General features: G+C 44.2%; 10 protein-coding genes. All 10 read left to right on the forward strand.

Annotated elements, in window-relative coordinates; translation table 11 throughout:
- Positions 1-119: 119 nt before the first annotated feature.
- Positions 120-2141 (forward strand): right-handed parallel beta-helix repeat-containing protein, encoded by a 2022-nt coding sequence (locus HY807_11250; GenBank protein ID MBI4826973.1) that lies wholly within the window; start codon positions 120-122, stop codon positions 2139-2141.
- Positions 2138-3004 (forward strand): carboxypeptidase regulatory-like domain-containing protein, encoded by an 867-nt coding sequence (locus HY807_11255; GenBank protein MBI4826974.1) that lies wholly within the window; start codon positions 2138-2140, stop codon positions 3002-3004. Before HY807_11250 ends, HY807_11255 begins: the two co-directional genes overlap by 4 nt.
- 163 nt (positions 3005-3167) lie before the next feature.
- Positions 3168-5675 (forward strand): right-handed parallel beta-helix repeat-containing protein, encoded by a 2508-nt coding sequence (locus HY807_11260; protein MBI4826975.1) that lies wholly within the window; start codon positions 3168-3170, stop codon positions 5673-5675.
- Positions 5676-5720: 45 nt separating this feature from the next.
- Positions 5721-6416: a carboxypeptidase regulatory-like domain-containing protein gene (locus HY807_11265; protein ID MBI4826976.1), complete on the forward strand. Its 696-nt coding sequence runs from the start codon at positions 5721-5723 to the stop codon at positions 6414-6416.
- Between the two features lie 5 nt (positions 6417-6421).
- On the forward strand, positions 6422-7003 hold the full coding sequence (locus tag HY807_11270) for a hypothetical protein (protein ID MBI4826977.1): 582 nt from the start codon (positions 6422-6424) through the stop codon (positions 7001-7003).
- 10 nt (positions 7004-7013) lie between these two features.
- Positions 7014-7922 (forward strand): ResB-like family cytochrome C biogenesis protein, encoded by a 909-nt coding sequence (locus tag HY807_11275; GenBank protein ID MBI4826978.1) that lies wholly within the window; start codon positions 7014-7016, stop codon positions 7920-7922.
- 18 nt (positions 7923-7940) lie between these two features.
- Positions 7941-8840 (forward strand): phosphate/phosphite/phosphonate ABC transporter substrate-binding protein, encoded by a 900-nt coding sequence (locus HY807_11280; protein ID MBI4826979.1) that lies wholly within the window; start codon positions 7941-7943, stop codon positions 8838-8840.
- 70 nt (positions 8841-8910) lie between these two features.
- On the forward strand, positions 8911-9435 hold the full coding sequence (locus tag HY807_11285) for a hypothetical protein (protein ID MBI4826980.1): 525 nt from the start codon (positions 8911-8913) through the stop codon (positions 9433-9435).
- Positions 9428-10534 carry a YedE-related selenium metabolism membrane protein gene (locus HY807_11290; GenBank protein MBI4826981.1) on the forward strand — a complete coding sequence of 369 codons (1107 nt, stop codon included), beginning with the start codon at positions 9428-9430 and terminating at the stop codon, positions 10532-10534. The genes HY807_11285 and HY807_11290 overlap by 8 nt, the downstream gene beginning before the upstream one ends.
- Before the next feature lie 26 nt (positions 10535-10560).
- Positions 10561-12465, forward strand: coding sequence for a permease (locus tag HY807_11295; GenBank protein MBI4826982.1), 1905 nt, complete (start codon positions 10561-10563; stop codon positions 12463-12465).
- The last annotated feature ends 36 nt before the right edge of the window (positions 12466-12501 follow it).

The raw sequence follows: 12501 nt of genomic DNA on the forward strand, positions 1-12501 counted from the left end.
CGGCAGTGCGGTTGTTCATCCCTGCTAAAGGTGAAGCTGGGTATTGAGACAGGATATCTTCAGCTCTTCATGGAGATATCCTGATTTTTTCAGGATACATGGTAAAATCTTTTGTGTTTATGAAACGTTTAATCCTATTAAACGCCTTTTTGATTCTAATTCTGGCGCCTCTGAAATCTTTCTCTGCTGTTATTGAAGGAGTTGTGCTTTTCGAAAACGGCCCTGTTGAAGACTCATGCGTATCTGCATACAGCAGCTTCAGGGATATTGAAAAGGGGACCCCGTCATTCGTCTCCGCTACAGGAGAGAAAAAAGGATTCTACAAACTTGACCTGCCTCCGGGAACTTATTTCCTGATCGCATCCGGACAGTCTTATGGTAAAAAATATTTCTCCTATCACGGCGCAAACCCGATCAAGATAGAGTACAAAAACCTGTGGATACCTTTTATGGCTGTTTCTGAAACAGCAGTGAGTTTGAAAGAATCATCTTCCACGAAGCTTTCAGGCAAAGTCCTCTTTAAAAACAACCCTGTCAAAAACGCACATGTGTCGATATATCCTCTGGCAGCGGGAAGTTTCAGGGGCATGGGCTTTCTTACAAGCACAACTGATGACAACGGGATTTTCAGCATGGGCATTGAGCCCGGGGAATATGTTGTTATAGCGCGAAAGAGGACCGGCAACAGCGGTATGACGCCTCTCGAAAAAGGCGACCTCTTCTGCTATCCAGCAGCCAATCCAGTGAATATCGCGGAGTTGAAAGAAATACAGGTGGAGATCCCATGTTATCCTAAAGACGACCTCAAGGCCTTTCTAAATGAGGATGCTTATCCGGCGCTTCTGGTAAAAAAATCTGACGTGAACAGTATGAGATTCAGAGAGAATACAATTAATGAGGCGCGGGATCTATTCAGGATAAAAGGAAGAGCAACTGACTTAATGGGTAATCCGGTGAAAGACCTCTACGTTATGGCTTACAAGGGAAAGCCTTCGGATATGTTTCAGATGCATTATGTCAGGACCATGCCGGATTATATGGTCAGGGCCGATGAGAAAGGGAATTACTCGATCGACGCGGCAGCAGGCGCATATTACCTTGTTGCCCGGCAGCTTGTCGGAGAGGCTCCGGTCAAAGGCGAGTACTATGGGCTTTATGAAGCTAACGCAAACCACCTGTTTATAATTAATGACAAATCGCATGATGCTGTAAATATTTTTGTAAACAGGGTGATGGCGGAAGAACAGCAGAGGGATAAAAGCATAGATCCTGAATCCGTAATCCGCAATTATGAATACAAAGGGGATATTGTTATTGATAAAAATACGGAATGGAGTGGAAAGATAACAATCAATGGGATCATTCATGTAGCCCGCGGTGCCATACTGACCATTGATCCGGGAACGACTGTCAGATTTAAGAAAGTTGACCGGACAAGGGACGGAGTTGGAGACGCAATGATAAAAGTAAGCGGCAGGCTTGAGGCGCTGGGCTCTGCGATAAGACCCATCAGATTTACTTCCGCTGAGACAACGCCGGATAAGGCAGACTGGTCTTACCTCCTGTTTTTTGTGTCAGGAGATGAGAGCATTATAAGCCACTGTATATTTGAATATGCTTTTTCCGGTGTTCAGGCGCATTTCTCGAAAGTGGTAATTAAAGACTCAGTCTTCAGGGATAATTATGAAGGCATAAGGTTCGGCAGGGCTGATCTTCGCATTGACCATAATGACATTTTTGATAATACTTACGGCGTCAGGCATACAAGGGTTGAAGAGCCTGTCGAAATCACACACAACAACATCAGAAATAACGGGGTCGGCATTTTCCTTGTGCCGTCGAATCAGAATATAGTGGATTTTTCAGACACATTCGACAAAAAGGACGCCATTGCACGCAAACAGTTTATTGTCACTTACAATAATATTGCTTATAATACGGAATATAATTACAGAATGGGTGAAAGGCAGGGATATGATATTATGATTAAAGAAAATTGGTGGGGCATGGAGCAGGAAAAGCAGATAATTGATACCATATTTGATGAGAATGAGGACAGCTCTTTGGGAAGTGTAATTTATAAACCATATCTTGTTTCTCCTGCAAAAGACGCAGGCGCGATAAGGGGGGGAGTATTATGATTAAAAAAGCCGCGTTACTTTTTGTTCTGATTCTAATGTTATCAGTAACTGTAATCCATGCGGAAATTGAGACAGGCTGGATATCGGGCCGGATAATGATCAAGGACAACGGGCCATTAGCTGATGCCATGATAGTTTTCTTTGATACTCAATCAGGGCCTCCTCCATCTATCGATAAATACTTCAGGGTTCCGGACGGAATTGACGAAGTTGATGCTGAAGGCGGGTTTCGCGTATCGCTTCCTGTCGGCAAGTATTACATCGGAGCGATTAAAAGGGTATCTGCCGAAAAAGCCGGTCCGCCCCTGGATGGTGATTATTTCTTTATCAGTGAAGATAAAGATGGCAAACCTATACAGCACATTATTGAGAACGGTAAGGAAGTGAAGCTTGGCACTCTCACAGATGCTGTCCCTTTTAAACGTTCGCTCCCTGAAGGAGTCACAGGGATATCAGGCACTATCCTCGATATGGCAGATATCCCTGTTGAAGGGGCAATATTATTTGCATACTATACTGAGACACTAACTGGGATTCCGACCTTTACTTCCTATAAAACCGGAAAGGATGGCAAATATATTATCACAGTAGACACTGGAGGAGTTTATTACTTAAGGGTAAGAGACGTGTACGGAGGCGGTCCGCCTGTCCCAGGGGCTATCATGGGAGGTTACGGGGAAGAAAAGCCTACAGCGATAGTCGCTAAAACAGGCGAGATATCTGGCGGCGTAGATATAAAAGTGATAAGGCATCTTGAAATGGGGCCCAAACATCAGCCGGATGCAACGAACGAGAATTTCATGGAAGAGCAAATGAGAAAAATTAAACAGGAAATGGAGAATACGATTGAAAAGAAGCAATAGCAGATCATCAAGCCTGCTATTATACTGCGTCACGGCGTGGAAGGAGGTATAGCGTGAAAAAGATCAAATATGTTCCGCCCGGAATAGTCGGGAGCGCAGCTGTTCACCCTTGCTGAAATGAATGAGATATGAATGACCGGGATTTGTTGTCTTAAAATAACTTATGAAATTTCTTGAAACGACATTCCTGCTTCTCATCATTTTTATTTTATTTCCTTTTTCAGCCTCCGGAATAACCATCACAAGAGATACCGTGTGGAAAGGCGAAATAACTCTTTCAGAAGATATTGTCGTACCTGAAGGCGTTACGCTCACTATTCTATCCGGCACAGTGGTAAACATCATTCCTTCCGACAGGACAAAGAGTGAAGCCGAATATCTTTTATTCATGACCGAGATGACAATCCGGGGCAGGCTGGAGGTTGAGGGAACCGGGGAAGCGCCAGTTGTATTCCAGGTAAAAGAGGATAAGCCTTACAGATGGGCAGGAATAATTATTGACGGGGGGGAGGCAAATATAAAAGCGTGCAGGATTTATGATGCTGAAACAGGCCTTCTTGTAATGAACGGTTCACTTGGATTAACAGACTCGGTCCTTGAGGATAACCGGTACGGCATTGTTGCGCAGGGCGCGCAGACTTTTGTGAATATGAAAAACACGTATGTCCAAAAAAATGATCACGGCGTTTTTTCATTTGCCGGCGCAAATGTTGATTTCAGGGACAGCGTTATTGAGCATAACATGAAAAATGATCTCTACATGCCTAAGCCCGATAGTGAGAGTTTGACTGTAAAACGCCCGGTCTTGTGTAACAGGAATAGTTATGATTTTGCGAAGGAGTTTGAAGTTCATGGTAAAGAAACAAGCAGAGAATACGGCGATGAAGTTTTGCCTGGAGATACGGTCTGGCGGGGAAGGATAGCGATTAACGGGCTGCTTAGAGTTCCTGTGAATTTCAGATTGATAATTGCTCCCGGCACGGTTGTTGAATTTAAAAAGAAGGATACAAACGGTGACGGTATCGGAGAGAACGGAATCCTGATGCAGGGAGTTCTGATTGCGAAAGGCACAAAAGATGAGCCGATCATCTTCAGGTCTGCGGAGAAACAAAAAAGACCCGGAGACTGGGATGCGATCAACATTATGAACAGTGACGGAGCACAGAATCTTGTGGAGTTCTGTCAGATAGAAAATGCATACAGAGGGCTGCATTTCCACTTCTCAAACGTTATGGTGAGTGAATCAATTCTGAGAAATAATTATATAGGCATACAGTTTCAGGAATCAGCAGCGGAAATAAGAGGGAGCCACATATACGGCAATAAAAACGGGATCAAAGGCAGGGATTCAGACATGAACTTTACCGGCAATTATGTCTTTGATAACATTAACGGAGTGAATCTTTTTCGTGTGAGCATGAACGCAAATGATAATACTGTGTTATACAACATGAATGACGGATTTAAGATCAGGGAAGGCATAACCGCGTTAGAGAGGAATTTTGTCGGCTGCAATAGATCCGGGCTCATGGTGAATGATGCGTTTCATGGCAGGCTCAGCAATAATGCCATTGTGAACAACTATGAGTCAGGTATGTCGTTAAAGGGTGTTGATAATCTGGATATCAGCGGTAATTTCATCCAGGGCAATGGAGTTAACGGCATCAATCTGCAAAATGCAGGAGCCGTGATCAAGGGTAATTATATTTCTGAAAACGGCGAAAGAGGCATCGGCATTCAATCGTTTACAGGAACGATAACGGAAAACAACATTGCCGGGAACGGCCTTTATGCCGTTGAGAACGAAAGCGGCAGCGATATTTCCGCTCCATCGAACTGGTGGGGAAATAAAGATGCGGCCTCAGTAATTTACGATAATAAGGATAGACATGAAAGAGGGGAGGTCTTATATTCACCTGAAATAGAAACGCCTTTAGTATTTTCATGGCCGTTAAAAAGTATTTATGCGGATGTTACATGGCCCTCGGGTATTTATTTAAATGAGCCTGTAACTGTTTATGGTTCAACCCTTGAAATCGCTCCCGGTGCGAATATTATATTTTCAAAAGGCGCGGGTTTGAAGGTTTCAGGCGGAAAGATGCTTGCACCTGGAACAAGTGATAAAAGGATAGTATTTACTTCCTCTGATAAAAATGAAGCCAGCCTGTGGGATGAAATACTTTTTGAACATGCTGATGGGAGCGAATTCTCTTTCTGTGATTTTGAATATGCAACATGGGCTATTCACAGCCATTTTACCAGTCTGAAAATCTCAAACAGCCGATTTTTACATAATGAGGGGGGCATAAGATTCAGGAGCGGGCCAGTTGAAATCAACCGTTCGTTATTTCGGGAGAATAAGGTCGGGATAAGGTCATACTTTGGGAATGCATTGATAGAGGAAAATGTTATATTAAATAACGATGTTGGTATATTTGTGAGAGAAAAAGGGAGTGGCCTAACCATAAAGAGTAACAATATTTATTCAAACAAGGCTTACAATGTCAGGGTTGGGGATTTTAATACTGAAGACATTGACGCGCGGAAAAACTGGTGGGGAGTCGATGACCCCGCCGTGACGATCTTTGATGCAAGATGTGAGCCAGGTATCGGGGAAGTCATTTATGAACCGTATTTGACAGAGCCGGTGAAGCTGAATGGCGTAAATTAACTATGACAGTTTGACATCCAGAAGCAGCTGAATTTATACAGCATTATGCTTGAAAATATATTTAAAATTGTCGCTATTCTAATTGTAATATCCCTGTTTTTTGGGATTGGTAAAGCCACTGCCGTTGAGACAACTATCTTCAAAGGACACGTTTTTGACGTGGAAGGCGACGTCGTTAAAGGGACGGAGATATTTATTTACAATTCTCCAGATACCAGGAGGCCTGCTGATTTCATATCAGGTCGCACGGAAGAGGATGGATATTTTAGTATTACGCTGCCGTTCGGGAAGTATTGGGCTGTGGCGAGATTGAGGAAAGACGACAAATATGGCCCGCTTTTGATTGGAGATAAGCATTCAGGAGAACCTGTTGAGATAGAGGTTGAAGCCGGTAAAGAACTTGTTATGAATTTTACAGTAGTGGATATCAGGGACGCCGGGCGTCTATCAAAAAAGACGGGAGAAGATTATTTAAGGATTAGCGGGCGTATTATTGCTGCGGACGGAAAACCGGTCAAACAGGTTTATGCTGTGGCAAACAGGACTAATCCGGCTCCTGATATACCCGACTTCTTGTCTGCATGGACGGATATGTATGGGCGATATACCCTTTATTTACCAAAAGGCAAATATTACATTGGATATGATGATGAATTCCCAATGCATAGTTATAGAGTTTACAAGGAATTGATTATGGAATCGGACAAGGATAATTTTGATATTGTAGTTGAAAGCAAGTGACGCACATGAAGAAAATATTATCTGGTCTTCTAGTAACAGTTTTGCTTTTCACCTCCGCCGCGGAAGCCTGTGTAGGCAAGATACTCAATATAGGCATCTTGAATTCGGTTGAAGAAAATCTTCTTGCCGAATTGATCTCGGTGATGGTAAATGAGAGAACAGGCACGACTGTTAATATCAAGGTTTACAAAGATTCAAAAGAGATTTACAACGCAGTGAAGAACGAGGAAATAAGTATAGTAATTGAAAACACTGAACGCGCATTAAAGATACTGGGTCTCTCTGGAAATGAGAGTGATGCAAAGGCATATGATGTTTCCAGGGATGAGTTCAGGAGCAGATTGAACCTCATATGGCTGAAACCATTTGGAATTGTGAACATGGAAGATGACGGAGGACAATATTATTATGCTCCTGTGATCACCGAAGATGTGCTGATCAATTTCCCGGCGCTTCCGAGGCTCATAAACAAGCTTTCGGATATTACATTGGATAAGAATTATAGAGGTATGATTATCTCTATCAAGCGCGGAGAAAAAGCCAGGAAAGCGGCAAAAGAATTTTTGAAGAAAAAGAAACTGGTATAACGTGCTGCGATTGCCGAAGAATAGAAATGGAAGGATTTACGGCTACCTTTCATCGAAAGAATTAACAATAATACTTTTTACGGTCATCTGTCCTATATTGGCAGTTGCATCTTTTTCTGAATCAATATTTCCTTTTGTTTGGTATATGATCAAGGCGCTGCTTGCACTGATAATTCTAAACCTTTTTTTTTGCACGCTTCAAAGGATAAAAACACTTTCAAGACCTGTTCTGATCATTCACCTTGGTGTGATCATTGTTTTTATTGGAGGAGGGATCAGTTCTTTCGGTTATGTCGCTACAGTCAATATATACGAAGGAAGCACCGTTGATAAGGTCTACAGGTGGGATGTGAAACAGGACGTTTCTCCGGGAATAGAAATTACCGTAACTAAGCTGCACGAAGAATATTATCCGGCGCCTTTAAAAGTCGGAGTACTCAGAGGCGGCGATAAGTTCGGGCTTTTTACACTGACAATCGGCGAGAGCTTTAGAGCCGGGAATTACAGGATACAGGCAGACACCCTTGATGTAACATCGCAAAAACTGAGACTAAGCGTTTTTAACGCAGACAGCTACATTGGATATGCCGATACAACAGGTGTTATGGAATTGCCTGCCGATTTTCCTTTTGATTTTAAGCTCGTGGCATACATGAATCCTGTCATTAAAAAGACATGGGTGGACCTGGTTCTTTCAAGAAATGGTGAAGTAGTCGCTGAAGGCAGTACAGGAGTGAACAGTCCTTTTACATGGCAGGGGCTGAAATTCTTTCATACCGCGACAAATAGGGATCCGGACAGAAATCCTTTTGTAGGCATTCAAATTACAAGAGATCCCGGGATCCCGATTGTTTATGCAGGATTCTGTATTGTATTTATCGGCGGGACAGCATATTTATTAAGAAGGATATTTTTATGACAGAAAAGGGGAAAATAGATGAGATTTATTAAACTGTTGCTCTTTATTAATCTGATTATTATTTTTGCCTCATGCAGGCAGTCACCTTCCGTTAAAAATGAAAAGGCCTACAGGATAGGCTACATGATCTGCAACAGTGAAGAAGAAACGCTTTACAGATTCAGGCCGCTGACAGCTTATTTAGGTAAAAAACTCGGCGTAAAAACAGAGGCTGTGGCGATTGATACAACCAACTTTACAAAAGAGGTTGACAGCCTGGATTTTACTCATACGAATTCGCTTCTCTACATAATATTAAACCGCTATCACGGCGTCAGGGCATTGACAGCGGACAAACAGGGAGCGCTCGGATTTAGATCGAACGGGGCGATCGTCACAAGAAAGGACAGCGGGATAAATACGATAAAAGATTTGAAAGGGAAGAGCATGGCCTTCGGCCCCATGCTCGCGCCGACCGGATACTTACAGCAATACGACCTGATGATCCAAAGCGGTATAGATCCTGAAGATGACCTGTCGTTTTACACGATACCGGCAGGCACGTATAAACATGAAAAGGTGATCTACGGAGTTCTGTACGGCATGTATGACGCCGGCGCGTTTCAGATGCTCGATTTTGAACGGATGGTTGAAGAGGGAAAGATCGACCGTGGTGATTTCAGGATAATCGCTGAGGGCGGATCGATCCCGTACTGCACCTTCGGCTCTGCGCAAAAGATCGACGAACCGCTCGCAAATGCCTTAAAGAAGGCATTGCTCGAATTAAAAAAGGAAGACACGGTGGAAATAGACGGAGAGACTGTGAAGGTGCTTGCAAGGGCAAGGCTTGACGGTTTTCAGGATGTAAAAGATGAGGATTACGATGTTGTGAGAGACATCGCAAAGCGCACCAATATGCCGCCGTATCAAAAATATTAAAATAGAAGCATGAGATCGTGACCTGTGTATGCCGTTTTTTACTATCGGCAATCGCAGGTGAAAAGACGAAATGGATAAACTGGATAAAATCTCCATACTTTTTGCCCTTATATTTATCGCAGCTATTGCGGTTGTCAGCGCTGAATACCGCAGTGAATCAGGATTCCATATCAATCGTTCAGTTACTTACGCAGACAATACGGCGATCGCTGGCGGGATGGCCGCCGATCAGATCAAAACGATCAATAACCTGTTGGAGAGCGATAATTTTCTTAAGGCGGAAATGCTGCTTAATGAATTAATCAACAGGTATCCGTATGAAGGAGAGCTTCATATGCTGATGGGCGATATGATGATGAGGAAGCAGGATGCTGTCGGAGCGATCTTTAAGTACAGGGAAGCGGTTGACCTGAATCCCGATTATCTGGATAAGAAAGCGCCTCTCTTTCAGGGATATAAAATTAAGGTTGCCGTTGAGGAGGCAAAGGTCAGGATTAATGAAACGCTCTCAAAACGGCATGATGATCAGGATGTGAAGGCGGCAAAAAAAAACATGTATTATCTTTTAAAAAAACTGGCAGGATCCTGTGGGTAAGCTGAAATTCATATCAACAGGCATTTTACTCGGAGCCGGAGCGGTTCTGCTTTCTTATTTCGGCAATCCGGCAAATACAGGCATATGCGTCTCCTGTTTTATGAGGAATATCGCAGGCGCCGTCGGAATGCACAACGATATAAGGATGCAGTATATCAGGCCGGAGATCATAGCATTTGTTCTGGGCTCTTTTTTCGCGTCTCTTGCAGCGAGGGAATTCAAAGCGACTTCAGGAAGCTCGCCGCTTCTAAGGTTCTTTGTCGGCGTCTTTCTGATTTTCGGGTGTTCTGTATTCATCGGCTGTCCGATAAAACTGATCCTGCGCATATCTGCCGGAGATTTCACAGCTATTATCGGTGCAATTGGCCTTGCTGCAGGAGTCTGGACAGGTTTGCAATTTCTTGAAGGAGGTTTCAGGCTCGGAAGGCCTTCTGAGACACAGCGCGCGAACGGCTTTATCATTCCCGGCTTAATGCTGGCGCTTTTCATTCTCTTTATTGTTCAGGCGCCATTTATAAATTTCAGTACAAAGGGTTCTGCGGCACAACATGCGCCCGTGTGGGTATCGTTGTTTTTCGGACTTCTTATCGGGGCCTTTGCTCAGATATCCGGCTTCTGCATTACCGGCGGCCTGGCAAGATTGTTTTTATGGGGGCCGAAAGAAGTCTACGGATGCCCGAAGTCAACAGGCCTTTTGATGGCAATAGGAGCATTCTTCCTGACCGCGCTGTCTGCAAATTTGCTCACTGGACAATTCTCTCCTGATCTAACGACGCAGGCTGTAGTATCTGATACTTATTTGTGGGACGCGCTCGGTATGGGGCTTGTGGGATTTGGTTCTGTCCTGATTAAAGGATGCCCGTTCAGACAATTGATACTTTCAGGACAGGGCGATACCGATGCCGGAGTAACGGTAATGGGAATGCTTGTCGGCGGAGCGCTTGTGCAGAATTGGGGAATTGCTGCCGCCTCTACCGAGGTTCCGCTATGGGGAAAGATCGCTGTATTAGCCGGATTTGTTTTCCTGCTTATAATAGGCCTGCTCTATCGTGAAAGGGATAAAGGGCTTGCGCCTGAATACCAGACGGGATTGGATTGATCCAGGCGCTTAACAAAATCCTTAAAATGAAAAAACATAACAATAATGAATGCCGGATACACGGGACATCTCATAAGGGAGCTAACAGGACGCTCCTCTTCATGGTATTTGCATCTTTATTGCTTATTGTCTGGCATGTGTGGGTTTACGGCCCGACCGGCCACGCGGCAAGGCCTGAGTTATCACAAAAACCTTTTTTAGTGATCCTTGGGAATGAGATATGGGATATGCTCTTCAGCGGACACGGGATGCTTGCCGAGTTAAAAGATATCTTCCCGTACTTTATCTTCGGGATACTTCTGGCCGGCCTCATACGCACATACAAGCTCACGATAAAACTTCGAAGCACTCTCAATCGTTACGGTTTCCTCAGTATTTTCTTGGCGTCGCTGATAGGGATATTAACACCTCTGTGCGCCTGCGGCACTCTTACGACTGCGGTCAGCCTGCTGTTTGCCGGGCTGCCGTTAGCTCCGGTTATGTCTCTTCTTGTGACTTCTCCGCTCATGAGCCCCTCAACTTACCTGCTCACGCTAAACGATCTGGGGCCGGAATGGACGGCCATCAGAACGATTGCCGCATTTCTGATGGGCATCTTTGCCGGGGTACTGACCCATCTCATCAGGAACAAAGGTTTTCATGCAGAGGCCATTTTCATTGAAGGCGCGATCCCAAGGGGTGATTTCCATGATGAGAATTATCCTGACGCCCGCCTGAGATGCAATTGCAAGGAGAAATTCGGAAACAGGGTAGCTGCCAGGACGAATAATATGTTTATTGTCTTTCTTGCAAAGTCATCTGAGATGCTCTGGCTTGTCGGGAAATACGTTCTCATCGGAGTTGCAACAGGCAGCATCGTTCAGAGGTATATGCCTTACGACTGGATCTATGAATTTTTCGGGCAGGAAGACAAGCTTAGCATAGTATGGATCACGCTCGGGTCGGTTCCGATATTTCTGCATCAGATAAGCGCCTCAAGCATTCTATACCATATCAGGAGCACGCTTGACGGCACCATGAATGGAGGGGCGGGACTGGCTTTCCTTATCGGAGGGCCGGTAACGGCAATTCCAACCATGGTAATGTTCTGGACGGTCTTTAAAAAGAGGGTGTTTTTCCTGTACCTGTTTGTCTGTGTTGCTGGAACAATTATGATCTCTTATGCTTTTCAATATTTCGTATTTACTCCATATGTTGACGCGGGCAATCCTGTTTTACGGGGCGTAAGTTCCATATCAGGAGGAAGTTCGGCAGTTATAACGAAAATGCAAAATGGCAAACATGTGAGTATTGTCATGGATCCCGGCGGCAAAGGCATCATCGCTGCATTCAATAATTCAGCTGAAGGATACGGAGGCGTTGTCTTTGATTCCGGCGGCGAGAGATTCATGGAAGGTTCGGCAGATAAGTATGATAACCGGAGATATATAGAAAATATCGCGGCATGGCTGGAAGATAACAATGTATCGGGAAACACGAGAAATATATTAATTTATAATACAGCCAGCGGATCAGGAACGGATAAGAATGCCTTCAGCCGAAGCGTAGTTGAGGGCCTTGAAAAAAAGGACGGATTTGAAATAAAGCTAACGGACAGAGAAGAGACTCCTCAAATAACCCGGGCATCGCTTGAAGAATACAGCCAGCTCTGGATAATTTTTGGAGAAGCAGATCCGGCATGTTGTTTCTCAGGCGCTGAGCTAAATACAATTACCGGATTTTCGCAAGATGGGAAAGGCCTGCTGATTGTTGACGGAAAACATCATGAAGGAACTGAAGGCCCGGCTGTCAACAGGCTGGCTTCCATTTTTGGCGTCGCCTTCTCCGGCTCTGTTGAAAATACGGAAGAGATCCGGGTAGCTAAGTCATTCTATTTTTTCAACAGCATGTCTGAGATACTTGAAAGGTTTTACAAAAGGATGAGATACTGATTCAGGTGTAGCTTTTGCAGAGAGGGCTTATATTTT

The sequence above is a fragment of the Nitrospirota bacterium genome, assembly GCA_016207885.1.
Taxonomy (GTDB): Bacteria; Nitrospirota; Thermodesulfovibrionia; order UBA6902; family UBA6902; genus JACQZG01.